The sequence below is a fragment of the Mucilaginibacter sp. genome (assembly GCF_965277465.1).
Lineage (GTDB): Bacteria > Bacteroidota > Bacteroidia > Sphingobacteriales > Sphingobacteriaceae > Mucilaginibacter.
The window spans coordinates 1,914,758-1,939,714 of sequence record NZ_CBDICW010000002.1 but is presented as its reverse complement, the minus strand read 5'-3'; the positions used below and the strand labels follow the sequence as shown (position 1 = coordinate 1,939,714).

Genomic DNA, 24,957 nt, shown 5'->3' with positions numbered 1-24,957 from the left:
TACAATAACCTATTGCTATGCCCGTTTTTGAGGATCAGTTAGGCCGGATGATCATTTTACCGTCTATCCCTAAAAGGATCATATCGGTAGTGCCATCGCAAACCGAACTGTTGTTTTATTTAGGGTTGAACGAGGAAGTAGTTGGCATAACAAAATTCTGTATCCACCCAAAGGATAAATTTAAATTAAGCACTAAAGTAGGGGGTACCAAGCAATTGGATATTGCGGGGATCATAGCCCTGCAACCAGATTTGATCATTGCCAATAAGGAAGAGAACGAACGCGGGCAGTTAGAAGAGCTAATGAAACTTTTCCCGGTTTGGATAAGTGATATTTATAACCTTGATGGCGCTGCGGATATGATTAACAGGGTAGGTGCATTGGTTGGTAAACCAATTGAAGCACTTGAACTTAGTAATGCCATTAAACAACTGTTTGCTTCGCTTTTTATAAAACCATCAGGCTTAAAGGCGGCCTATTTTATATGGCGAAAACCGTATATGGTAGCGGCTAAAAATACCTTTATTGATGATATGCTGCAAAAATGTGGTCTGATCAACGCCTTTGATCTGCCAAGGTATCCTGAAATTGATGCTGCTATGCTGATAGAGGCCCGGCCAGATATTATCCTGCTATCATCAGAACCTTATCCGTTTAAACAAAAACATATTGAGGAGCTGCGGGCAATTATGCCTTCGGCGATTATAAAATTGGTCGACGGTGAAATCTTTTCCTGGTATGGTAGCCGCTTACTAATGGTCCACGGGTATTTTAAAAGTTTGATTAAAGAGTTGATGCATTAACCTGACTTAACTTATTTTGGCATCTAAAATAAAATAGAACGTTGAGCCTTTGTTTTCCTGGCTCTCTACCTCAATTTTGCTGTCATGATACCTCAATATTTCGGAAACAAGGAACAGGCCAATCCCAAAACCTGATACTGTTCTTATCTTTTCATTTTTTGACCGGAAAAAACGTTCAAATAAGCGTTTTTTATCAAACTCACTAATACCTACTCCTTCGTCGCTTATATAGACCTTTACTTTGCCGGCCATTTTTTCGCAGCCAATTATGATATTTCCACCTTTAGGCGAATATTTAATAGCGTTACTTAAAAGGTTCATCAACACCTGTCCAATTTTATCGCGGTCGGCATATATATTAATATCCTCACAATCCTTTAATTGTACGTGGTGATTAGAGGACAGATATTGCGCATCATGCGCCGTTTCTTTAATTAACGGATGCAGGTCAAACCGTTCCTTATTTAACGCTATTTTACCATCTTCCAAGCGTGCCAGGCTTAAAAAATCATGGATCATGGTAGTCATTTTTTGTGCCTGTACATCGGCCCGGGTAAGTGCAGTAATTGTAAAAGGATCACCATCTTTTTTGGCTTTGGCCAATAATACCTGCACGTATGATTTCATGGAAGTTAATGGCGTTTTTAACTCATGGCTAACCATTGCGATAAAATCGTTTTTACGTATGTCTTCCTGCTTTTTCTCGGTAATGTCCCTTACAATTTTTGATAACCCGATGATTTTGCCCTGGCTATCCTTAATTGGCGAAATAGTTAGTGAAACATTTAAAAAATTGCCGTCTTTAGTTAAGCGGATGGTTTCAAAATGTTCCACACGTTCGCCATTGGTTAACCGCGATAAAATTTGCGGTTCTTCTTCTTGCCGGTCTGCAGGTATTAGTTTTATTATCGACTGGCCAATCATTTCTTCCGGGGTATACCCAAAAGTTCGTGTAGCCGATTCATTCCAGGTAGTGACTATTCCATGCAGCGTTTTACTTATAATTGCATCGTCCGATGATTCTATTATAGCAACTAAACGGGAGTTTTTTTCTTCGGCCAGTCTGCTATCCGTAATATCTATTACAGTACCTATAAACCTTTCAGGATGATCGTTTTTGAAATAAACCTTACCCTGGGCTTTTACCCAACGCACCTCGATAGTATCCAATCGCACAATACGGAAAGTTAGATCATAAAGCCGGTTGCCGGCAGGTTCAAGGCATTTTTGAATCTCCTGTTCAACAAATAATTTGTCTTCAGGATAAATATGATCAAGAAATATTTTGAATGTGATCTCGTCGTCGGGTGCAAATCCGTAAATTTTCCGGCATTCATCCGACCAGATTAGTTTATCATCGCCAGGGTTGTACTCCCAGGTACCCAAATGGGTTGATTCAATGGCCATTTTTAATCTTGCCTGGCTTTCCTCCAGTTCATCCGAAATTGCTTTATCCTTTTCAGGATCAATTAGTTTAGCAAGGCGTAGTTCAAGTTCCTGTTCTCGTCTGTTGGATCGAGCAAGCTGCTCTCTCAATGTTTTGATATCTTCCATTTGGCACACAAAACAAGCATCATTATTGACGGATGAATTACTGCGGAAAGGTACAGAAATTAAAAGGTGCTTTCGTTTAAATTAAAAAAGTATTATTATATTCCATTAGAGCACAGATATATAGCCATACTAAAATGAGTTTAGAAGATGGGAGTATAACAGCTACGCCTCATTTATATTTTTTATGATGTAGTTTGTGCTCAAATCAAAGTACGATGGTGCTAATCCCCCGGTTAAAAGCCTGTTATTTTATTGCTTTTAAAAGTTTACCTGCTGAAAATCATACAGTAAGCAATCAATGGTAAAAAAGATTTTTAAATTTACCTTTTTAGTCTATCTTTGCAACCTCATAAAAAACCAAATGCGGAAGTGGCGTAATTGGTAGCCGCACCAGACTTAGGATCTGGCGCCGCGAGGCGTGGGGGTTCGAGTCCCTTCTTCCGCACAAGCATTAAACCCGGTCAGTTTGGCCGGGTTTTTTTGTTAATTTGCTTTATATAATTAGTGTAGGATGAATGATATAAGTCTTTTTATAAAGTATATCCAAAGGGCTGTAACACTGGAACCCGATGAACTTGCTGATTTTTTAGCAGCCTTTAAACAAAGGAGCATAAAAAGAAAACAGTTTATTATTCAGCCCGATTTTACTGCTAAATACCGTACTTATGTTTTAAATGGTGCCTTTCGGTCTTATGTAATCAGTCAGGACGGTATCGATCATACTATTCAATTTGCTGTTGAAGACTGGTGGATATCAGATATTAATAGCTACCTCTATCAAAAACCGGCAACCATGTTTGTTGTAGCCCTTGAAGACAGCCTGGTTATGCAAATTGATTTTGAAACCGAACAATTTTTAAAACAAGCCAATCATAAGTTTGAGCGTTTTTTCAGAATATCAGCCGAACGTACAGCCGCTTTTCATCAACGAAGAATTATTTCGTCACTAACCCGAACTGCAGAAGAACGGTATAATGATTTTTTAGAAACCTATCCGGGTGTAGCCCAACGCTTGCCGCAATACACCCTTGCTTCTTATTTGGGTATGACGGCCGAGTTTCTTTCCAAGATACGTAATCATAAAGTGCGTAAGAAAGGTTGAACTGGTTCAATCAAATTTCCTAATGTAGTTCATCTTTAAATTTTATGAGATGTGGCAATTTTGAGGTATTAAAACAATACGAAAATGTCATTTAAATTAAAAAATAAAGTAGCCGTAATTACCGGGGGTAACAGCGGCATTGGATTAGGAACTGCAAAATTATTTGCAGCCGAAGGTGCAAAAGTTACCATTACCGGCCGTAACGCTGCCACTATTGAAACGGCTATAACCGAAATAGGTTATGATGCTATTGGTATAGTTAGCGATGTAATCAATATTAACAGCTTTGAGCCGCTTTACGAAAGAGTTAAAGACACCTTTGGTAAAATTGATGTGCTTGTAGTAAATGCTGGTATAGTATCGCTATCACCGATAGAAGGTGTTACCGAAGAAATGTTTGACCAGGTAATTGATATTAATTATAAAGGGGTGTTTTTTACTGTTCAAAAGGCTCTTCCGTATCTTAATAATGGTGCATCAATTATTATTACATCTTCAACGGTGGCCAATAAGGGTTTATCCGGCGGGTCTGTTTATTTATCAACCAAAGCAGCTGAACGTGCATTGGTAAGAGCTTTTGCAGCCGAATTAGTGGGTAAGAATATCAGGGTTAACGCGCTTTCTCCTGGTTCAATTGATACCCCAATATTTAAAAAAGCCGGATTTGCACAAGAACAAGAAGACGAAATGAATAATTTTTTTGTAAGTGTAACCCCTATGAAAAGAGCCGGAACCGTTGAAGAAATGGCAAAAGGATTTTTATTCCTGGCATCAGACGATTCCTCTTACATGACCGGGGGCGATCTGTTGCTTGACGGTGGATTCAGAGACCTTTAATAAAATAATGTTATGTGAGCACAGCCTTTGCGTAATTAATAAACCCTCTTTAATTCATTTTAAAGGGGGTTATTAATTGATAAGTAAAGTTAAATTAAGGGAAATGTTGATTAACCTTTCTTATCCTTATTTTGCTATAATATTCCTGATAATTGTAAAGCAAATCTCATATTTATAGCTGTAACCACTATGCGGGGTACATAACTCATGCTTAATTGCATTTTTTGGTATATTCGTTTTTTTTACAAATATCCAGTTATAAGCTAAGGTATATAAGAGTTCTCACCCATCGCAAACAGGGTCTAAATATCTCCTGCCTGATGCCACTTAAGGGTAAATAAAACATTTTATTTAATGGACGTTAAATTTAGATTAGGTGAATATAAAGCACTCTTATACAGAATATTATTAGGCTATTTCTTTTACTTTGTAAGCAGGGTTTTATTTTTTGCATTTAATACCAATCTTTTTGCTGTTGATGATGTGCATAGCCTGCTAAGATTATGCTATTATGGGATGGCATTTGATACCACGGCTTTATTTTACATCAACAGTCTTTTCGTTATCCTGAGTATTCTCCCTTTAAAAATCAATACTGGTGCTAAGTATCAAAAAGGCCTAAGCATACTGTATTTTGTAACCAACTTAATAGCTTATGCTACCAATTTTGTTGATATTGTTTACTACCGTTTTAGCCAGGTAAGATCAACCAAAGCTACCCTCGATTTGCTTACTGATGAAACTAATAAAAAAGCCTTATTTGAACATTTTTCATGGGCATACTGGTATGTAATAGCAGTTTATATTATATGTTGCCTTTGCTGGATATGGCTTTATTATCGTGTAAGGGTTAAACCCGGCATAGTAAAAAATCAGAGAGCTTACTTTTACTCATCTGTAGTTTCGTTCCTTATAGTTATTGCTTTACTTATAGGCGGCATAAGGGGAGATTTTAGCCACAGTACCCGCCCAATTAATATGGTTGATGCCTACAAGCATGTAACTATCCCCAACCAGGGTGATATTGTATTGAACACGCCATTTGCCATTTTAAGAACCCTGAGCAGCAATAACTTTAAGCTTGAACACTGGACAGACAGCGCCTATATCAATGCAAATATTAAACCCATTAAGCAGTACAACGGCAACCCGGCTGTAAAGCCCAATGTGGTGATCATTATATTAGAGAGTATGGCCAGGGAGTATTGGGGGAGTATGAACAGGGGTACTAAAATAACCGGCTTTAAAACGTATACGCCATTCTTAGATTCGCTTTCTGATAGCAGCCTGGTATTTACCAACGCTTATGCCAATGGCCGCCAGTCTATCCATGCCGTATCGTCAATTTTGGCCGGAATCCCATCGTTTCAAACAGCCTTTACTTCATCACCTTATGCTAAACAAAAAATACAGTCGATGGTGTCAATTTGTGATAGTTTAGGTTATCAAACCTCTTTTTTTCATGGGGCGGCAAATGGCTCGATGGGCTTTCAGGGTTTTGGTAATATTTTAGGATTTAAAAACTATTTCGGCAGAACAGAATATAATAACGATGGTGATTTTGATGGCATCTGGGGTATTTGGGATGAATCATTCTTTCAATTTATGGGTAAAACCCTTAGTAAACAAAAACAACCATTTATGGCTACTTTGTTTTCACTGTCATCACATGATCCTTTCCAGATCCCCGAAAAATATAAACAAAGATTTAAAGGTGGCCCCTTAGCTATTGATAAATGTGTGCAATACTCAGATAATGCGCTACGGGCATTTTTTAATTACGCCAAAACGCAGCCTTGGTATAGCAATACCATTTTTGTAATCACGGCCGATCATACCAGCCAAACCTATTATCCCGAATACAGTAAAGCTATAAATCGTTTTGCTGTACCTATACTATTTTTTAGTGCGAATAAAGCTTATGCTTTAAAAGGTGTACGAACTGACCTTGCTTCGCAGATGGACATTTACCCTTCCATTATAGACCTGATAGGCTATAAAAAACCCTTCAGATCATGGGGAAGGAGCCTGATCACTAATTCGGCTGCCGAAACACCGAGAGTGATCAATTCGCCGGGTAATATATACCAGTTTATGCAGGGTAATTATATTTACCTGTTTGATGGAAAGATAGTTACAGGTGTGTTTGCCGCATCAGACAAAGGCCTTGAAAAGAACCTGATAACCAGCACAACCAATCCCGAAATAAGTAAAGGAATGCTTGATTGCAAAGCCTTTATCCAGGATTATACTGATAGGATAGTTAACGGGAAGCTAAACTCTAAATAAACCGCTAACATAAAATGTGGCGCGATAAAAAGATGGTTTTAGTTTAAAGTATCCTGATGTAATCAGATCATACAAAAACAAATAAACAGCGTTTGGAATGCTATTGAAGAAACGTTAAAAAAACGAACATTACTCCCGTAATGAATAATATAAACCAAGCCGATGTTTTAATATCATTAAGCGTGCGGCCTGGTTTTAAAATTAAGTCTCTAAAGGGCTCAATCAGCAAAGCAGCAAGTGTTGTTAAAAATAAAAAGCCCAAACCTAACTGTGCTCCAAAACCTACAACTGCACCCTGGCTGTGTTTAAATATTTTAGTAAGATCGATAAGGAAAAATAAATTCCAGATCAGGATAATAGTAAAAGCAGCAGGTTTCTTTATGGGGAAACTTCCACTTGATTGTACGGATCTTATATGGGTTGTAATATCATTTGTAAGTGGTGGCGCTGTATTGTTTAAAAAGCCTGTTTGTTTTATCCTTTCAATAAGTTCAACAGGATTGGCAAATGTCCAGAATATTACATCATTGTTGTAATTATTAACATTGTGAATAATTCTTATCCCTTGCCCCAAAAACGGTACCGGCGTATAGGGTTCAATAAACATAATATCAGCCGGGCAAAAAACAAGGTTGCCAATTATTCCAGCATTTAATTGTAGTTCGTCTTTATTTACAATCAGTTTTGCAAAAGGCCAGGTAGCATTTCCGTTTCCAATTCTTGCCCCACCGGTTTCTTTTATTTCGTCCATTTAAAATTGTGATCCGGTTTATCCGTCCGGTCTAAAATAAACAAAAAAACTGCCCCAAACGGAGCAGTCTCAATAATGTAATCTTCAGTTTTTATTTGTTGTATTGTTTGTCTAAAAACAAATAACGGGCACGGTCGCTTTCATTTTCAAGCTTGGTATCCACATTAATATTAATGAATTTAACATGACTATCTTTTGTATTAGGCGCCCATTTTGGTAATCCCTTACCATTAGGGTTACCTGTTTTTATAAAGTTGGCAAAATAATTCTCCATGGTGGCCGATACCTTGTATTCTGCCGGTGTCCAGGCATAAACCCTATCGTAAGCTAAGTTACCCATTGCAAACTCAATCTCTGATGCATGGGAGGCACCTATCATAGCGGGAGGCAATTTTCCTGCAGGTGCTTTATTGGGCGTTACTTCGGGCGGGCGGGGGCACGAGAATAGGTAACGGTATACCTGTTTATCGCCTGTTTTACTTTGCATATCGGCCCATTTCCAGGTAGCATAGGCAATAAAACGATCACTGGCTAATGCCGTGGCCGATTTAATAACCTCATCCTGCGTGTTACCGGGGTATAGTTTTAAAACCTCGTCGGCTTTATCAGCAAATTGTTGTTTTACTTTGGCTGCATAGTTTTCGGGTGTTGGCATATCGCCGCCGGTAAATGCCTGGTAAGGGATCTCTGCCGAGTTCCATCCAACTAATAACGGAACGTGGGCCTGTTCGCCGGCTTCAAAAATATCTACAACAGGTTTTGGTAGAAAATAACCATCAATAGTAGCCGATAATTTAAATGCGCCCGGTTTTGAAGCCATATCAAGTAACTGCGTTGCCGGTATGGCACGCAGATCGGCCAGTGATTTGGCGTTTACTTTATCCATAAAAGCAGAACCGGCCTTTTCGCCATCGCTAAGTGGAATAGCAGGTAGTGTTGGTTTTATCATAGCGCCGCTTTCGCCAATTGCACCTGCTATCAGATTTTTTGCTAAAGGCGATGCCATTTGTGCCGATACAGCTATTGATCCTGCCGATTCGCCTGCTATGGTAACCCGTTTTGGGTCGCCTCCAAAAGCTGCAACATTAGCCTGCACCCAGCGTATGGCAGCGGTTTGATCTAACAAGCCATAATTGCCGGATGCATTATGCGGTGATTCTTTTGTTAATTCCGGATGACTAAAGAAACCGAAGATCCCTAATCTGTAACTGATGGTTATGGTAACTATGCCTTTGGTGGCCATGCTTTCGCCATCATATCTAAATTCTGATCCATCACCACCTACGAATCCGCCTCCATAAAAATAAACCAATACAGGCAGTTTTTCAGCTGCTGCTTTTGCGGGCGTCCAAATATTGAGGTAAAGACAATCTTCGCTCATCGTATCGGCACGAAAGATCATATCGCTGAACATACGTTTTTGCATAGGCATATGGCTAAAATGGTCGGCTTTAAGTACGCCTGTCCAATTAGCGGCAGGTTGTGGTTCTTTCCAGCGCAGGTCGCCAACGGGGGGCTGTGCATAAGGCACACCTTTAAAGCTACGGATGTTGGTAGCCGGATTAAAAGTACCCTGAAGCGTGCCATTGCTTATTTTAACCTGAAGAGAATTATCGGGTTGTGCCATAGCCAGATTAAATAGAAATACTGCAGGCAGCAGCAAACAAAAAATTGGTTTCATAAATAATTGGTTTGATAGTGGGGATAAAGAATTATCTCTAATCAAAAATAGCAAAGTATATTTAGGATTTGGTTAGAAATTACCATAAGTGAAAAATATTGATAATGAACTTAGAAAATTAATACAACGAATTATTTATTCGATCTCCTTTACCTGTTTTGCAACTACCAAATTTTATATACATTTATCACATAGATGGAAATCAAGAACGATAAAAAAACGATACGGGCATGGGCCATGTTCGATTGGGCAAATTCGGCATATAACCTGGTCATAACCTCAACTATTTTCCCGGCATATTATACCGCCATTACCACCACTAAACAAAATGGCGATAAGGTGATGTTTTTCGGGCATCGCTTTGTTAATACAGCTCTGTCAAACTATGTGTTGGCTGCGGCTTATCTTATTATTGTGTTGCTGCTGCCTATTCTTACTTCCATTGCTGATTATCGTGGTAACAAAAAAAGCTATATGCAGGGGTTTACCCTTTTAGGCGGTATATCCTGCTGCTGCCTGTACTTTTTCAAGCTCGATTCATTAGAATTTGGGATGTTGTGTTTTGGCCTGGCGGCTATAGGTTATTGCGGAGGCTTTGTATTTTATAACTCATACTTACCGCAAATAGCTACTTTAGATAAGCAGGATGCGGTGAGCGCCAAAGGCTTTACTTATGGCTACGTTGGCAGCGTTATATTGCAGATCATCTGTTTTATATTTGTGCTGTCGCCTAAAACTTTTGGTATTACCGATGCTTCTTTCCCGGCACGCTTATCATTTTTGTTGGTAGGTGTATGGTGGATAGGTTTCGCCATGATTCCTTATACCGTATTACCCAAAGGCGAACCCAATAGTGGCGCTCAGGATGTTAATGTATTAAGCGGTGGTTTTAAAGAGTTAGTTAAGGTGTGGCATAAGGTAAAAACAATGCCCACTTTAAAACGATACCTGCCGGCTTTCTTTTTTTATTCAATGGGTGTACAAACTATTATGTTAGTAGCTGCCAACTTTGGAGCTAAGGAATTATTACTGCCCGAAAAATCGCTGATCCTGATCATCCTCATTATACAGATCGTTGCTATTGCCGGGGCAAACATCATGTCGCGCCTTTCAGACAAGTATGGAAATACACGTGTGCTGATAGGGGTGGTGCTGATATGGATAATGGCTTGTATCGCAGCTTATTTAACCACCACGGCCACACAATTTTACTTGTTGGCAGTTGTTGTGGGTATGATAATGGGAGGTATCCAGTCGCTTTCACGGTCAACTTATTCCAAATACCTGCCACAGGATATTCCGGATACGGCGTCGTATTTCAGCTTTTATGATGTTACCGAAAAGCTGGCCATTGTGATTGGATTGTTTACATTTGGTTTTGTTGAGGAGTTAACCAGCAGCATGCGTAATTCGGCCCTGATACTGGCTATATTTTTTGTGATTGGCTTGCTGTTATTAATTTCTTTGCATGTTTTTGAACGTAAAAACAATGAAAATGCTGATTTTAGCACCGAATAATTTTTTGAATTGATGAAGGTTGAGTTATTTATTCCATGTTTTATAGATCAGTTGTTTCCTGATACTGCTTTTAATACCGTTAAAGTGCTTGAAAAAGCCGGATGTATTGTTGAATACAATCCAACCCAAACCTGTTGTGGGCAGCCCGCATTTAATGCCGGTTTTTGGGACGATGCCAAAGCTGTAGGCAGCAAATTTCTGAATGATTTTTCGGAAGACAGCGTAATCGTATCGCCATCAGCATCGTGCACAGGTATGGTGAAAAATTATTATAATGATCTGTTTACCAATACTGCCGCACATAATAAATGCCGCAGCATACAAGCCAATATTTACGAGCTTTCTGATTTTTTAGTGAACATACTCCAGTTTGATTATTTTGGAGCCGAGCTTGATGGCAGGGCAGTTTACCATGATAGCTGCGGTGCCTTACGCGAATGTAAAATTAAGGAAGAACCCCGCCAGCTATTATCAAAGGTATTGGGTTTGGAATTGGTAGACCTTAAAGACAATGAAACCTGCTGCGGTTTTGGCGGTACGTTTGCCGTTAAGTTTGATGCCATATCAACAGCAATGGCGCAGCAAAAGGTTGATAACGCATTGGCAGCCGGAGCCGATTATATCATCTCGACCGATGCATCGTGTTTAATGCACCTGCAAAGCTATATTGATAAAAATAGCCTGCCCATTAAAACTCATCACCTGGCTGATGTATTGGCTATGGGCTGGGGGAACATCTGATCACATATTCAGCTGATTTTTTTTCTTAAAGATTCATTTTTGATAAGCTTTTATCCATTTAGCTTATAGAATCGTTATTAATCAAAGGTTAATCCGATTAAAATAATCAGTGCATTCCTGCCAAATTATTCTATTTTTGCAATTAAATCATAAATCACTTTGTAGGTGATTCAATAAAAAAATAATTTTATAAACTTTTAAATCATAGTTGTAGATGATTAGTATTACACTCCCTGATGGTTCCGTTCGTCAGTATGACAAAGGGATCTCATCCATGCAGATTGCACAATCGATCTCCGAAGGATTAGCACGAAACGTATTAGCAGCCGAAGTTGATGGCCAGGTTTGGGATGCCAGCCGCCCCATCGAAAAGGATTCGCATGTTAAATTATTAACCTGGAACGATACCCAGGCAAAAGCTACTTTTTGGCATTCATCGGCCCACTTAATGGCCGAAGCTTTAGAGGCGCTGTATCCGGGTACAAAATTCGGTATAGGCCCGGCGATTGAAACTGGTTTTTATTATGATGTTGATTTCGGCGATCGTGAATTCTCTTCCGATGAGTTTAAGCAGATTGAAGACAAGATCATAGAACTGGCTAAAACCAAAGAAGAATTTATCCGTAAGCCTGTAAGCAAGGCTGATGCCATTGAATATTTTACCGAAAAAGGCGATGAGTATAAGCTTGATCTGTTAAAAGATCTGCCTGATGGTGCCATTACTTTTTATAGCCAGGGTAACTTTACCGATCTGTGCCGCGGGCCGCATATTCCAAATACTGGTTTTATCAAAGCTGTAAAGCTGATGAGCGTTGCCGGTGCCTATTGGCGCGGAGATGAAAGCCGGAAACAGTTAACCCGTATTTATGGAGTTACCTTCCCAAAGGCCAGTGAGCTAACTGAATACCTGCATTTATTAGAAGAAGCTAAAAAACGCGATCACCGTAAGTTAGGTAAGGAAATGGAACTGTTTGCCTTTTCTGAAAAGGTGGGAATGGGTTTACCCTTATGGTTACCAAAAGGTGCTGCATTGCGCGAACGATTAACCAACTTTTTACAAAAAGCACAGGTTAAGGCAGGTTATGAGCAGGTAATTACACCGCATATTGGTCATAAAAGTTTGTATGTAACATCTGGTCATTATGAAAAATACGGAGCCGATTCATTCCAGCCAATAAAAACCCCGCAGGAAGGAGAGGAGTTCTTTTTAAAACCAATGAACTGCCCGCATCACTGCGAGATCTACAAAACTAAACCACGCTCATATAAGGATCTTCCGGTTCGTTATGCTGAGTTTGGCACGGTATACCGATACGAGCAAAGCGGCGAGCTGCATGGCTTAACCCGTGTACGTGGTTTTACTCAGGATGATGCACACTTATTTTGCCGCCCCGACCAGGTAAAAGATGAGTTTAAAAAGGTAATTGACCTGGTATTATATGTATTTGGTGCATTAGGCTTTGATAACTATACAGCTCAGGTATCCCTGCGCGATCCAAATAACAAAGCCAAGTATATTGGTACTGATGAGAACTGGGCACTGGCCGAATCTGCAATTATTGAAGCGGCTGAAGAAAAAGGACTGTCGACTATAGTAGAATACGGCGAGGCTGCCTTTTATGGCCCTAAGCTTGATTTTATGGTGAAGGATGCTTTAGGCCGTAAATGGCAATTAGGAACTATCCAGGTTGACTATAACTTACCTGAACGTTTTGAGTTGGAATACACAGGCAGCGATAACCTGAAACATCGCCCGGTAATGATCCACAGGGCACCTTTTGGATCGTTAGAGCGCTTTATTGCAGTATTGATTGAGCATTGTGCAGGTAATTTCCCGTTATGGCTTTCGCCAGAGCAGTTTATTATTTTGCCGATCTCTGAAAAATATGAAGATTATGCAAAAAAACTTTCAGAATCATTAAAAGATTCCGATATTTGCGGGCTTATTGATTTCAGGGATGAGAAAATTGGTCGTAAGATCCGTGATGCCGAAGTCAAAAAAATCCCTTATATGCTGATTGTGGGAGAGAAGGAAACAGCCGAAGGCCTGGTTTCTGTACGTAAACATGGTCAGGGCGATTTGGGAAGTATGAGCATAGAAGAATTTAAGCAACAAATAATTAAAGAAATAACAGTATAACTTGGCATTAAACAAACCTTTCAACAGAGGACCAAGGCTTCCATTTAAGAAAAAGGAAGCCGAACACAACATCAATCAATTTATCAGGGCTACTGAACTTCGTCTGGTTGGCGATAACGTGGAACCTGGTATATACTCGTTAAGAGACGCTTTGGCTATTGCCGAGGAACAGGAATTGGATCTGGTTGAAATATCCCCTAACGCTGTACCACCTGTTTGTAAAGTTACGGACTATAACAAGTTCATTTACGAGCAGAAGAAAAAGCTGAAGGAGATTAAAAGTAACGCCAAACAAACTGTTATTAAAGAGATTAGGTTTGGACCGAACACAGATGACCATGACTTTGAATTTAAATTAAAGCATGCCATTAAGTTTTTGGAAGCAGGCGAAAAGGTAAGGGCTTACGTACACTTTAAAGGCCGTGCAATTGTTTACAAGGAACAGGGCGAAATACTTCTGTTGCGTTTTGCACAAGCATTAGAAGAAGTAGGTAAGGTTGAGCAATTACCAAAATTGGAAGGCAAGCGGATGTTTTTAACCGTTACCCCAAAGGCCGCTAAAAAGTAATTAATTAAATAAATATATATACAACGGTTATGCCAAAAATGAAAACCAATTCCAGTGCCAAAAAGCGCTTCAAGCTTACTGGAACAGGTAAAATCACCAGGAAGAACGCCTTCAAAAGCCACATCTTAACAAAGATGTCGACTAAACGTAAACGTAACCTTACACACACCAGCCTTGTTTCAAAAGCTGACATGGGTAACGTTAAACGTATGCTTTGCATAGGTAAGTAATTAACAAATTTTTAACCAGGTATTAGAGTTTTAAGTTCAGCATAAAGCTGGCACTCACTACCAAAAAACAACAACATGCCACGTTCAGTTAACGCAGTAGCGTCGAGAAGACGCAGGAAAAGAATCATGAACCTTGCAAAAGGTTATTGGGGTTCACGCAGCAAGGTTTATACCGTTGCTAAAAACACAGTAGAAAAAGGTTTACAGTACGCTTATCGTGACCGTAAGACCAAAAAGAGAGAGTTCAGAGCTTTATGGATCCAACGTATCAACGCTGGTGCCCGTCAGCACGGAATTTCTTACTCACAATTAATGGGTAAATTAATTGCTAAAGAAATTGGTTTAAACCGTAAGGTATTAGCTGATTTAGCAATGAACCATCCAGACGCTTTCAAAGCGGTTGTTGATGCTGTAAAATAATCAGAATCTCTTCTATTATAAGAAAAGGCCCCGAAATTCGGGGCCTTTTCTGTTTTGAATATGTTTTGTGATGAGCCTTATAGAATGATCACAACATCTTCGCTATTATCAATATCCATAAATTGCTTAAAGTTTTGTACATCCTTATCAACCATATTTTTAAATACGGGGTTTAATACATGCGCAAGGCTTGCACCAATACCGCCAGCAGGTGGCTGATAAGAGATCAATACATCAATTAAAGTACCGCCATTTTCTGTTTCGCGGAAACGTACCTTGCCTGCATTATCAATAATTGAGCCCGGTAAAGAGCTCCATCCAATAATTTCGTTGGGAACATCCATCACAATCTCGGCATCCCAGCTTACGTTGGCTACCCCTGTAGGTAATTTTAATACCCAGTGCGAACGTTCATTATCCAAAACGTCAACACTTTCCAAATGGTTCATAAAAAGTGGCAGATTATCCAGTTTTCGCCAAAAATCATAAACTACATCACGTGGTTTATCAACTGTGAACGATGATTTAATAGAAACATTAACAGGATCGGTACTTATCTTACCTATCTGCGAATATAATTCACAATGCCCGCTGATGCCCCGGTTAACCAGGTAGCCACCTGCACCAAGTTTTAATAAACTGGTAAACGGACTTGAAAATATATTCCTGATACCAGAAAAACTTAGTTTAACACCGGCAGCTATGGATACATAACGCTCGGGCCAGTTTAAATTTATAAGGTCGCTTGCGGGTGCAGGTTTACTTCCATTTATCCGCTGTACTGCTATTGTTGCCATATTTTTGTTTTAAATAGATAATCTTTTAACAACCCATAGTACTGATTAGTTTTGATTTTTATGATTTACTGCGCCCTGAACTTAAATCAGCAATAATTGGCCTTATCAACAAGTATTAATTAAATGCAGAGCTTAGTTGTTGTTTATCAATTCTTATTCTACTTTTGCAGCGCTTTAGGTTTTCTTAAAAACAATTATTTTAAGAAATTAAAAGGGAATACGGCGTAACTCCGTAACTGTCCCGCAGCTGTAAGCTCCATAACCATTGCCCAATCATTTGGTCACTGTCTTCGGTATAACCGGGATGGGAAGACCGGGCAACAGGGGAGTAAGTCAGAAGACCTGCCCAAAGCATATATATTATTCACAGCTTTCGGGGATTGAAGCTTGAATGTGAAACTCTTCTGTTACGGTTTCTTGTTCAAACCTTGTATTTCTATTGCTGTGAGTTTAACTCATGCAAATGCAAAGAAAAGTACTTTACTTAAAAAGTAGTTTATACCCTATATCCGCTTTATGGCTGTGTATTTGCTTTGCATTACCTTTTACATCTGTAGCCCAAACAGATACTGCTAAAAAACTAAAAGAGGTTAAAATCAAAACTTCGCCTATACCTAAGGTGCAAAGCATTACGCCAATGCAGCAAATTTCGGCTAATGAGTTTGTGCGGTATAATGCCTTCAATGTTGCCGATGCCATCAGAAACTTTGCCGGGGTAATTATTAAGGATTACGGTGGGATAGGAGGGTTAAAAACGGTATCTGTACGTGGCTTAGGTGCTAACCACACCGAAGTATTATACGATGGCGTGCAAATTAATGATGCCGAAAACGGGCAAATTGATCTGAGCAAGATCAATCTGAATAATGTACAGGAAATTACGCTGTATAACGGGCAGTCAGCAATTATCTGCATGCCTGCAAAATCATTCTCGGCAGCAAGTATATTATCCATTAAAACAATAAAGCCTGCATTAAGTGCAGATAAGCCTTATCAAATAACCGCAGGTATTAAAGCAGGCTCCTTTGGTCTGGTTGAGCCTTATTTGCAATGGCAGCAGCGGATCAATAATAACTGGTCGTTCATTATAAATGGTTATACCGAAAACGCCAACGGTCGTTACAAATATAAAAACAGCGGCAACGGAACAGACTCAGTTCGAACCCGTAACAATGCAGGCATCAGTGCACAGCAAGTTGACGGTGCATTGTACTGGGCTAAAAGTGATAGCAATAAGGTTGACTTGCACTTTAATTATTACACGTCAGACCGCGGTTTGCCCGGTGCGGTGATTCTTTACAGTGCTGCACCATCCAATCAGCGATTATATAACCGCGACTTTTTTTTACAGGGTGGATACGAGCGCATCTGGCACAATGGCTTTCATTTGCTGCTGCATACCAAGTTATCGCAAAACTATTTACGCTACCTGGATCCGGATTTTCTGAATGCACAGCATTTATTAGATCAACGTTTTACCCAGCGCGAGTTGTATCAGTCAGCCGCATTGGCCTATCATGTAACAACAAATTGGGAAGTATCCTATGGTGTTGATTTTGCTGTGAATGATCTGAACACCAATTTGTTCAATTTCTCGTACCCAACCCGGATTACGCTGTTAAATGTTTTAGCATCGAACTTAACTTTAGGAGAGTTTAAATTCCAGGGTAGCCTGTTGAATACCAATATTACTGAAACCGTGCGGACAGGCAGGGCAGCCCCTGCACGCAATAACTTTTCGCCAACATTAATGGCTACCTGGCTGCCCTTTGCCGATCCTAACTTTCAGTTTCGTGGATTTTACAAATATATATTCCGTAACCCAACGTTTGATGACCTGTATTATGGCGGTATAGGCAACCCTAACTTAAAGCCTGAGTTTACCAACGAGTACGATTTGGGTACAACCTACAGTAAAGCACTAAACGGATTTTTTAATTACATAACCTTTACTGCCGATGCTTATTATAACCATGTAACCAATAAAATTGTATTTATCCCTAAGGACGCCTATAACGGATCTATCCAAAACTTTGGTAAGGTTGATATTAAAGGATTGGATTTAGGTATAAAAACACAAGCCAAAATAGCAACTGATTGGAAAGGTTCGCTGACCGTAAATTACAGTTATCTGCAGGCGCTTAATATAACAGACCCTACCTCGTCGGTGTATTTAAACCAGTTACCTTATACGCCTAAAAATACAGTTGCGGTTAATGCGGGGATAGATCATGGACCTTTTGGTTTGTACTATAACCAGGTAATTTCATCATCAAGGTATTATACCAACAATAACCTTCCGGATGACCTTATTCCTGCCTACTCAATAAGTGATGCTTCATTGGTTTACCATAAGCTATTAAATAATAAGCAATTACGAGCCTCATTTGAGGTGAATAACTTGTTTGATAAAAGCTACTTCGTGGTGCAAAGCTACCCAATGCCAGGTCGTTCATACAGAATCTCATTTCAAATAACTATATAATAATTCATCATGAAACAATTTAAACTTAACTATCTATTTATCGCCCTTGCTCTTATATCGGTACTTTCTGCCTGCCATAAAGACAAGATAGTTCCAAAATCTGATACGCCAACAGCAGTTACAAGGGCGGGTTTATATATACTAAATCAGGGTAACTTTGGCGGCAATAACAGTACATTAACCTATTACGATTATACCACCAAGCAGTTAACAGCTGATTTTTTCAGCAGTGTTAACGGTTCCAAGCTTGGCGATACCGGTAATGATATTGAGATCTACGGATCAAAAATGTACATCACTGTAAATAATTCAAACAGGGTTGATGTAGTTAATGCTAAAACAGGCAAACTGATTAAACAGGATAGCCTGCACCAATGCAGAAGCATCGCATTTTACAAGGGAAATGCCTTTATTACTTCGTATGATGGTTATGTTGCTGTTATGGATACCACCACACTAACCATAAATAAAACTATTACGGTAGGTCGTAATCCTGAGCAATTGTTAATATCAAATGGTAAATTATATGTGGCCAATTCAGGTGGCTTAAGTTTTGGTAATCCTGATAAAACGGTATCGGTAGTAGATTTAACTTCATTAACCGAAACTAAAAAGATCACTGTTATTGCTGACCCTGTTTCGTTAGCAGCTGATACCTATGGTAATGTATATGTATTATCATTAGGTGATTTTGCAAGCATAGCTGCCGGCATGACCATTATTGACAATACAACTGATGCTGTAAAATCACAGCCGGCTGTAAACCTGGGCTACAATATCCCAATTACCGTACAGGGCGATTTTGTTTATTATGTTACTGCCGATAATAAAATAGCAGTATACAATGCAAAAACACAAACTGCTGCGCAGACAAACTTTATTACTGATGGTACCGTTATCACAACTCCATTTGCAATAACAGCCGATCCTTTAACAGGCGAAATTTTTATTACAGATGCCAAGGATTATTCATCAAACGGTGTATTATATGCCTTTGATAAAACAGGTAAAAAGGAATACGCAATTACTACAGGCATCAGCCCGGGTAAGATCGCTATCGTTAACAAATAAGAACAATAAATTATCATCCTATTTATAAGGATAATCCGTAATTTTACCTCATAAATTCAAATATGTCGTTACAGAAAATCAATATCCGCACCATTGTACTTATCCTGATGATAGTAGCTGCAGCTGCCATGCGTTTGGTTAGTTATAAGTTTCCATACATCCTGAGCAATTTTACACCCGTAGGTGCTATTGCCTTGTTTGGAGGTGCTTACTTTACTAACAAGTGGAAAGCTTACCTCGTGGTGCTGATCACCTTGTTCTCGAGCGATATTCTGATCAACTATTTGTACACCTCAAAATTGGTGTTGTTTTATGGTGGTTCTTTTTGGGTTTATTTAACATTTGCCATAATGGTATTTGTTGGCAGCCTGATAAAAAAGGTAAATGTTGCCAATGTAGGTATGGCCTCATTAGTATCGGTAGCTATACATTGGTTAATAATGGATCTGCCATGGTTATACGGAACAATGTATCCGCATACCTTAGCAGGATACGGCCAATCATTAATAGCAGCCATTCCGTTTGAAAAGAATATGGTTTTAGGCGATATTGTATTTTGTGCGATATTGTTCGGCGGGTTTGAATTTGCCAAAAACAAATACACGGTTTTGCGCAGCCAAAGCGAATTAGCTTTATAAGCAAGATTATAAAATTGAAAAGCGATCCGAAAATAAAAGGATCGCTTTTTTTTTGAAATATTGTGTAGTTATTTGTAGAGGCACAATACTTTGTGTATCTATAAAGTTAAAAAGTGTTGCAAAGCATTACGACGCAACAAAACGACACAATGCTTTGTGTATCTCTTTAAACTAACAAAAATGAAAAGCATAGTAATACTAACCGGGGCCGGGATCAGCGCTGAGAGCGGCTTAAAAACCTTCAGGGACAGCGATGGGCTGTGGGAGGGATACGACATTGCAGAAGTGGCCACACCCGAAGCATGGCAGCGGAACCCGGCATTGGTGCAGGAGTTTTACAACATGCGGCGAAAATCGGTATTAGAAGCAAAACCTAATGAAGCCCACTATGCCTTAGCCAAACTGGAGGATAAGTTTAATGTAACTATCATCACCCAAAATATTGACGATCTGCATGAACGTGCAGGATCAACCAATGTTGTTCATTTGCATGGCATTATAACCCGCTCACAATCCAGCATCAATCCAAATCTTACTTATCCTATCAACGGCTGGGAGATAAAAATGGATGAGGTTTGCGAATTAGGTTCCCCGTTGCGGGCGCATGTAGTTTGGTTTGGCGAAGCTGTGCCAATGATTGAAAAGGCAGCACAAATTTGTGACGGTGCCGAAATCTTTATTCTCGTAGGGTCATCACTTGCCGTTTACCCCGCTGCAGGGTTGATAGATTTTGTACCGCGACACACACCAAAGTATATTATTGATCCCAAAATACCTTATCTGAGCGATAGTTCTTTTATCCGGATAGAAGAAAAAGCATCAGTGGGCGTGCCGCAATTGGTTAATGAATTGCTGACTGATGATTTAGATAGCTAATGGTTTCAACAAACAAAATGGAAGAATCAATTCTACCAGTAAATCAAGGTAAAAGAAAGTCTGCCATTTTTAACTGGAGCGGGGGCAAGGATAGCTCCTTAGCATTATACCATTGCCTGCAAGATTCTGATCTGGATATTAGATATCTGGTAACAACTGTTAATGATGAGGTAGACAGGGTATCTATGCACGGTGTGCGCACTGAGCTTTTGATTCAGCAGGCCGAAAGTATAGGGATTCCTTTATACCAGATCCGCCTGCCCGAAATGCCAGGGATGAATGCTTATGATGCCATTATGCGGCAGCACATGGAACGCTTCAAAGAGGAGGGCATTGAATACGCTGTTTTCGGAGATATATTTTTAGAAGACCTGAAGAAATACCGCGACGAGCACCTTGCCGAAGCAGGGATGAAAGGTATCTATCCTTTATGGCAACGCAACACTACCGAACTGATCAACGAGTTTTTGACACTCGGTTTTGGTACAGTTATAGCCTGCACACAGGAGCGGTTGGAGTATATAGTGGGGAAGGAGATAAGCCACGAACTGATTTTATCATTACCCGTTGATGTGGACGTTTGCGGTGAGAATGGCGAGTTTCACACCTTTTCTTTTAAAGGTCCAATCTTTAAAAACGAAATAAAATACAAAACCGGCATAAAGGTTTTTAAGGAATATAAGTCCCCCGAAAATGCTGATGACACCTGTGTTTCTGATACCACCAAAAAACTCTCCGGATTTTGGTATTGTGACCTTATTCCGGCTTGACCTCCCATTTATTTGGCATTTTTAACCCACCAAATATAATTTTGCGTTGTATTTTATATTTATATAAATTTCTAATAATCAGTAAATTAAATATAAATTCAATGTAGATTAATTGAATTTAGAACCTTTTATTAGTATAATTAATAGCTAAAATGCCAAATAAAATTCTGTGATGCATTTTAATAATAATTAATAACCTATATTTCAATTAGTTATATGATTTAATTGAATTAATAATTATACCTATTGTATGATTCTTTGAAATCTTTCCGCATCTCTATAAAACGGGCGGCAACAGTTTTTAAAAGCGCTTCATCCAGCAATTCAAAAACGCTGTTTACACCATCCATCAGGTCGGCCTCGGCAATTTTGTAGGTCTGCTCAAGGTTCCCCTGCTCTATCTTTATAATAAACTTCCGGTTCATGTTCAGGATAGATATTTTAAAATCCGGGTGTGGTAATTCTGCAATAATTCTCATGGTATTAAATTTAATGATCCTGGCAAGCAGACAAAATTTGTAAACAACCCAAAGAAAGTCAAATAAAATCTCAAATATGAGATTGGCTTTATTTACTTTTAAAACATCATCCCTATTTTTGTGTCATGGCAGAGGATTTAAACATAATTGTATCAGCAAATAAAGAAACACAGTACCAGTCGTTAGTTCCGCAGATTGAAGCATTGCTTACGGGAGAGGATGACCTTGTTGCGAACCTTGCAAACATCAGCGCAGCCCTTAAAGAGCAATTTAAATGGTTTTGGGTAGGCTTTTACCTGGTTAAAAATAATGAGTTGGTTTTAGGCCCTTTCCAGGGGCCGGTTGCCTGTACGAGGATTGCTTTGGGCAGAGGTGTTTGCGGTGCAGCCTGGCAGCAGGAGGAAACGCTGATCGTACCCGATGTAGATGCTTTCCCTGGTCATATTGCTTGCAGTTCATTGTCACGTTCAGAGATCGTTGTACCTGTGTTTCATAATGGCCAGGTTGTTGCGGTATTAGATGTGGATAGCGAAGAGTTAGATCAGTTTGATGATACCGACGCGCTTTACCTTAATAAGATTGTTGAACTGGTAAGGTTTAAATGAGTAAAATATTTTTGATCCCCGGCCTTGGTGCCGATACCCGCATCTACAATAATTTAGATTTTTATGACCATGACGTTACCTGTGTTGATTGGATACTTCCACATCAAACAGATACTTTAACAACTTACGCACAAAAACTTGTCTACCAATATAATATCACACCCAAATCTATTGTAGTAGGTAACTCTTTAGGTGGTATGTTGGCTGTCGAGATAGCCAAAATATTAACACTCCAAAAGGTAATCCTGATCTCAAGTATCAAGACGATCAACGAAGCGCCGGGGTATTTCAGCCTTTTTAAAAATCTTCCGGTTTATAAGCTAATATCTCCAAAGCTGTTTTCTTCAATGGAGTTTCTAATCCGTTTTGCGTTCGGTAAAATGAACGATGCCGATAGCTGGTTGTTTAATGATATGCTTAAAAACTCATCACCTGTTTTTATGAAATGGGCTATGGGTGCTATCCTGCACTGGGATAATCAGATTGTGCCGCCAAACCTGGTTCATATAACCGGGGATCACGATCATGTGTTTAATTATAGAAAAATAAAGGATGCTATCATTGTAAAAGGCGGTACGCATATTATGATATTTGATAAAGCTAAAGAGATCAATAAACTATTGAAAAAGATCCTCAAAAAATGAAGTTAGCAGATTCTTATTACCATAGCACCGATGTTGTTGCCTTAAGTAAAGATTTGATTGGCAAGTATTTATTTACCTGTATCGACAGTATAACTACAGGTGGATATATTGTTGAAACAGAAGCTTATAATGGCATTGTTGATAAAGCTTCACACTCTTTTGGAAACAGGATAACTCCCCGTACCAAGACTATGTTTATGCAGGGAGGTATCGCCTATGTGTACCTCTGCTATGGTATTCACGAGATGTTTAACGTAGTAACTTCGGTAGAGGGGCAACCTCATGCCATACTGATCAGGGCTATACAACCAACTGAGGGTTTGGAAGCTATGCAATATCGTCGTAACATGCCAGTGGTAAAACCCAATATAACTATGGGGCCGGGTTCTGTTGCAAAAGCGCTGGGTATATCGCGCAATATCAATGCATTTAGTTTGCAAAGCGATACCATCTGGATTGAAGACAGGGGATTAATTTTTCCTGATGAAGCAATTGCAGCGGTACCACGCGTAGGGGTTGATTATGCGGGTGACGATGCATTGCTGCCTTATCGTTTTTATGTTAAAGGTAATCCTCACGTTAGCAAGCCGAATAAATAATTATTTTTACACTACATTAATCCGGTTGAAAGGCACAAAGCATTGTGTTTACACTGGTATATTTTTAAAGCCAACCAATGAACTATCAGAATAATTTAGACTTCGCCTTGCAGCTTGATGAACAGGATCCGTTAAAGGGTTTCCAAAGTCAGTTTTTATCGCCTAAGCATAATGGTAAGGATGCAATTTATCTTTGCGGTAATTCGCTGGGTCTGCAACCTGCAACGGCCCGGCAGTATATCAGCGATCAATTCAAAAATTGGGAGGAGCTTGCAATCGAAGGTTTTTTTATGGGGGATGATCCTTGGTTAAGCTATCACAAACAACTTACGGGTACTTTGGCGGAGATAGTCGGCGCAAAAACTGAAGAGGTTACGATTATGAATTCACTTACAGTAAATCTTCATTTACTGATGATAAGTTTCTATAAACCAACAAATAAACGTTTTAAAATACTGATGGAAGGTGGCGCTTTTCCGTCAGACCAATATGCTATGGAGAGCCAGGCCAGATTTCATGGCCATGCGCCCGATGAAGCCATAATTGAAATGTTTCCTCGCGAGGGTGAGCATATTTTACGCACTGATGACATCATCAAAACCATAAATGATAATGCGGGTGAACTGGCCCTGGTACTTTTTGGCGGAATAAATTACTACACCGGCCAGCTGTTTGATATGGAAGCAATAACCAAAGCAGCACATAATATTGGCGCCTATGCGGGTTTTGACTTAGCGCATGCTGCCGGAAACGTAACCTTGAAACTGCATGATTGGGATACCGATTTTGCCTGCTGGTGTTCGTATAAATACATGAACTCAGGTCCGGGTGGTATAAGTGGTGTTTTTGTGAACGAAAAGCATTTTGATAACAAGGAACTAAACCGTTTTGCAGGCTGGTGGGGTTACCGGGAAGATAAACGCTTTTTAATGGCTAAGGGCTTTGAAGCCGATAAAGGTGCAGCAGGCTGGCAATTAAGTACCAGCCCAATTATGCTGCTTACACTACATAAGGCTGCCCTTGATATTTTTAAACAGGCTGGCGGATTAGTTCCCCTAAGAGCCAAAAGCGAATTGCTTACCGGCTATTTAGAGTTTTTAATAAATAGTATCAATGAAACTAAAGGTGACGAATTGTTTACCATCATTACTCCTAAAAATAAAAACGAACGGGGTTGCCAGTTATCCATTGTTTGTAAGCAAAATGCAAAGGCGACTTTTAATTACCTGACGGAAAACGGCCTAATTGGCGATTGGCGGGAACCTAATGTTATTCGTTTAAGCCCTGTGCCGCTTTATAACAGCTTTAAGCAAGTTTTTGAAACCGGGCGAATACTTGCCGCGTCAGTACAATAAAATT

Annotated in this window: 24 protein-coding genes, 1 tRNA gene and 1 riboswitch; of the genes, 20 read left to right on the top strand and 5 right to left on the bottom strand. The window is 39.5% G+C overall.

Annotated elements, in window-relative coordinates; all coding sequences use genetic code 11:
- The first annotated feature begins 17 nt into the window (after nucleotides 1-17).
- Nucleotides 18-803 (top strand): helical backbone metal receptor, encoded by a 786-nt coding sequence (locus tag ACQY4U_RS20785; RefSeq protein WP_428331382.1) that lies wholly within the window; start codon nucleotides 18-20, stop codon nucleotides 801-803.
- A gap of 6 nt (nucleotides 804-809) precedes the next feature.
- On the opposite strand, the gene ACQY4U_RS20780 is transcribed toward ACQY4U_RS20785, so the two are convergent.
- A complete protein-coding gene (locus ACQY4U_RS20780) occupies nucleotides 810-2,357 on the bottom strand; it encodes a PAS domain S-box protein (protein WP_428331381.1) in 1,548 nt (515 codons plus the stop codon).
- Nucleotides 2,358-2,720: 363 nt separating this feature from the next.
- On the opposite strand from ACQY4U_RS20780, the gene ACQY4U_RS20775 reads away from it, so the two are divergent.
- The 4 genes from ACQY4U_RS20775 (at nucleotide 2,721) to ACQY4U_RS20760 (ending at nucleotide 6,585) form a co-directional block, all read left to right on the top strand.
- Nucleotides 2,721-2,802, top strand: a tRNA-Leu gene (locus tag ACQY4U_RS20775).
- Between the two features lie 66 nt (nucleotides 2,803-2,868).
- The gene (locus ACQY4U_RS20770; protein ID WP_428331380.1) at nucleotides 2,869-3,459 is read left to right on the top strand and encodes a Crp/Fnr family transcriptional regulator; all 591 of its coding nucleotides are present in this window, start codon (nucleotides 2,869-2,871) and stop codon (nucleotides 3,457-3,459) included.
- Nucleotides 3,460-3,543: 84 nt separating this feature from the next.
- Nucleotides 3,544-4,296: an SDR family oxidoreductase gene (locus ACQY4U_RS20765; protein WP_428331379.1), complete on the top strand. Its 753-nt coding sequence runs from the start codon at nucleotides 3,544-3,546 to the stop codon at nucleotides 4,294-4,296.
- 354 nt (nucleotides 4,297-4,650) lie between these two features.
- Nucleotides 4,651-6,585, top strand: a complete 1,935-nt coding sequence (locus tag ACQY4U_RS20760) for an LTA synthase family protein (RefSeq protein ID WP_428331378.1) — start codon at nucleotides 4,651-4,653, stop codon at nucleotides 6,583-6,585.
- Nucleotides 6,586-6,685: 100 nt separating this feature from the next.
- Here ACQY4U_RS20760 and ACQY4U_RS20755 read toward each other — a convergent pair whose 3' ends face one another.
- A complete protein-coding gene (locus ACQY4U_RS20755; RefSeq protein WP_428331377.1) occupies nucleotides 6,686-7,336 on the bottom strand; it encodes a hypothetical protein in 651 nt (216 codons plus the stop codon).
- 91 nt (nucleotides 7,337-7,427) lie between these two features.
- Nucleotides 7,428-9,017, bottom strand: a complete 1,590-nt coding sequence (locus ACQY4U_RS20750) for a carboxylesterase/lipase family protein (RefSeq protein WP_428331376.1) — start codon at nucleotides 9,015-9,017, stop codon at nucleotides 7,428-7,430.
- A gap of 195 nt (nucleotides 9,018-9,212) precedes the next feature.
- On the opposite strand from ACQY4U_RS20750, the gene ACQY4U_RS20745 reads away from it, so the two are divergent.
- From ACQY4U_RS20745 to rplT, 6 genes are all read left to right on the top strand, one after another.
- Nucleotides 9,213-10,535 (top strand): MFS transporter, encoded by a 1,323-nt coding sequence (locus ACQY4U_RS20745; protein ID WP_428331375.1) that lies wholly within the window; start codon nucleotides 9,213-9,215, stop codon nucleotides 10,533-10,535.
- Between the two features lie 12 nt (nucleotides 10,536-10,547).
- Complete coding sequence (locus ACQY4U_RS20740; protein WP_428331374.1) at nucleotides 10,548-11,276, top strand: (Fe-S)-binding protein; 729 nt, start codon at nucleotides 10,548-10,550, stop codon at nucleotides 11,274-11,276.
- A gap of 214 nt (nucleotides 11,277-11,490) precedes the next feature.
- Nucleotides 11,491-13,416, top strand: a complete 1,926-nt coding sequence (gene thrS / locus ACQY4U_RS20735) for a threonine--tRNA ligase (RefSeq protein ID WP_428331373.1) — start codon at nucleotides 11,491-11,493, stop codon at nucleotides 13,414-13,416.
- A gap of 1 nt (nucleotide 13,417) precedes the next feature.
- Nucleotides 13,418-13,984 carry a translation initiation factor IF-3 gene (gene infC / locus ACQY4U_RS20730; protein ID WP_428331372.1) on the top strand — a complete coding sequence of 189 codons (567 nt, stop codon included), beginning with the start codon at nucleotides 13,418-13,420 and terminating at the stop codon, nucleotides 13,982-13,984.
- A gap of 29 nt (nucleotides 13,985-14,013) precedes the next feature.
- Nucleotides 14,014-14,214, top strand: coding sequence for a 50S ribosomal protein L35 (gene rpmI / locus ACQY4U_RS20725; RefSeq protein WP_073400151.1), 201 nt, complete (start codon nucleotides 14,014-14,016; stop codon nucleotides 14,212-14,214).
- A 75-nt stretch (nucleotides 14,215-14,289) separates the two neighbouring features.
- The gene (gene rplT, locus ACQY4U_RS20720) at nucleotides 14,290-14,634 is read left to right on the top strand and encodes a 50S ribosomal protein L20 (protein WP_428331371.1); all 345 of its coding nucleotides are present in this window, start codon (nucleotides 14,290-14,292) and stop codon (nucleotides 14,632-14,634) included.
- 77 nt (nucleotides 14,635-14,711) lie between these two features.
- On the opposite strand, the gene ACQY4U_RS20715 is transcribed toward rplT, so the two are convergent.
- The gene (locus ACQY4U_RS20715; RefSeq protein WP_428331370.1) at nucleotides 14,712-15,431 is read right to left on the bottom strand and encodes an SRPBCC family protein; all 720 of its coding nucleotides are present in this window, start codon (nucleotides 15,429-15,431) and stop codon (nucleotides 14,712-14,714) included.
- A gap of 159 nt (nucleotides 15,432-15,590) precedes the next feature.
- A riboswitch (cobalamin riboswitch) is annotated at nucleotides 15,591-15,795 on the top strand.
- A gap of 99 nt (nucleotides 15,796-15,894) precedes the next feature.
- On the opposite strand from ACQY4U_RS20715, the gene ACQY4U_RS20710 reads away from it, so the two are divergent.
- From ACQY4U_RS20710 to ACQY4U_RS20690, 5 genes are all read left to right on the top strand, one after another.
- Nucleotides 15,895-17,916, top strand: coding sequence for a TonB-dependent receptor (locus ACQY4U_RS20710; protein ID WP_428331369.1), 2,022 nt, complete (start codon nucleotides 15,895-15,897; stop codon nucleotides 17,914-17,916).
- 9 nt (nucleotides 17,917-17,925) lie between these two features.
- Entirely contained in the window at nucleotides 17,926-18,987 is a 1,062-nt protein-coding gene (locus tag ACQY4U_RS20705; protein WP_428331368.1) for a DUF5074 domain-containing protein, read from the top strand.
- Between the two features lie 62 nt (nucleotides 18,988-19,049).
- Nucleotides 19,050-19,625 (top strand): DUF6580 family putative transport protein, encoded by a 576-nt coding sequence (locus ACQY4U_RS20700; RefSeq protein WP_428331367.1) that lies wholly within the window; start codon nucleotides 19,050-19,052, stop codon nucleotides 19,623-19,625.
- Nucleotides 19,626-19,805: 180 nt separating this feature from the next.
- Nucleotides 19,806-20,501: an SIR2 family NAD-dependent protein deacylase gene (locus ACQY4U_RS20695; RefSeq protein ID WP_428331366.1), complete on the top strand. Its 696-nt coding sequence runs from the start codon at nucleotides 19,806-19,808 to the stop codon at nucleotides 20,499-20,501.
- A gap of 17 nt (nucleotides 20,502-20,518) precedes the next feature.
- Nucleotides 20,519-21,271, top strand: a complete 753-nt coding sequence (locus ACQY4U_RS20690) for a diphthine--ammonia ligase (RefSeq protein WP_428331365.1) — start codon at nucleotides 20,519-20,521, stop codon at nucleotides 21,269-21,271.
- Nucleotides 21,272-21,501: 230 nt separating this feature from the next.
- Here ACQY4U_RS20690 and ACQY4U_RS20685 read toward each other — a convergent pair whose 3' ends face one another.
- Nucleotides 21,502-21,750, bottom strand: a complete 249-nt coding sequence (locus ACQY4U_RS20685) for a hypothetical protein (RefSeq protein ID WP_428331364.1) — start codon at nucleotides 21,748-21,750, stop codon at nucleotides 21,502-21,504.
- A 125-nt stretch (nucleotides 21,751-21,875) separates the two neighbouring features.
- On the opposite strand from ACQY4U_RS20685, the gene ACQY4U_RS20680 reads away from it, so the two are divergent.
- The 4 genes from ACQY4U_RS20680 to kynU all read left to right on the top strand — a co-directional run bounded on the left by ACQY4U_RS20680 (nucleotide 21,876) and on the right by kynU (nucleotide 24,953).
- Entirely contained in the window at nucleotides 21,876-22,355 is a 480-nt protein-coding gene (locus ACQY4U_RS20680) for a GAF domain-containing protein (RefSeq protein WP_428331363.1), read from the top strand.
- Nucleotides 22,352-22,999 carry an alpha/beta hydrolase gene (locus tag ACQY4U_RS20675; protein WP_428331362.1) on the top strand — a complete coding sequence of 216 codons (648 nt, stop codon included), beginning with the start codon at nucleotides 22,352-22,354 and terminating at the stop codon, nucleotides 22,997-22,999. Before ACQY4U_RS20680 ends, ACQY4U_RS20675 begins: the two co-directional genes overlap by 4 nt.
- Nucleotides 22,996-23,598 (top strand): DNA-3-methyladenine glycosylase, encoded by a 603-nt coding sequence (locus ACQY4U_RS20670; protein WP_428331361.1) that lies wholly within the window; start codon nucleotides 22,996-22,998, stop codon nucleotides 23,596-23,598. Before ACQY4U_RS20675 ends, ACQY4U_RS20670 begins: the two co-directional genes overlap by 4 nt.
- A 77-nt stretch (nucleotides 23,599-23,675) precedes the next feature.
- The gene (gene kynU / locus ACQY4U_RS20665) at nucleotides 23,676-24,953 is read left to right on the top strand and encodes a kynureninase (RefSeq protein ID WP_428331360.1); all 1,278 of its coding nucleotides are present in this window, start codon (nucleotides 23,676-23,678) and stop codon (nucleotides 24,951-24,953) included.
- The last annotated feature ends 4 nt before the right edge of the window (nucleotides 24,954-24,957 follow it).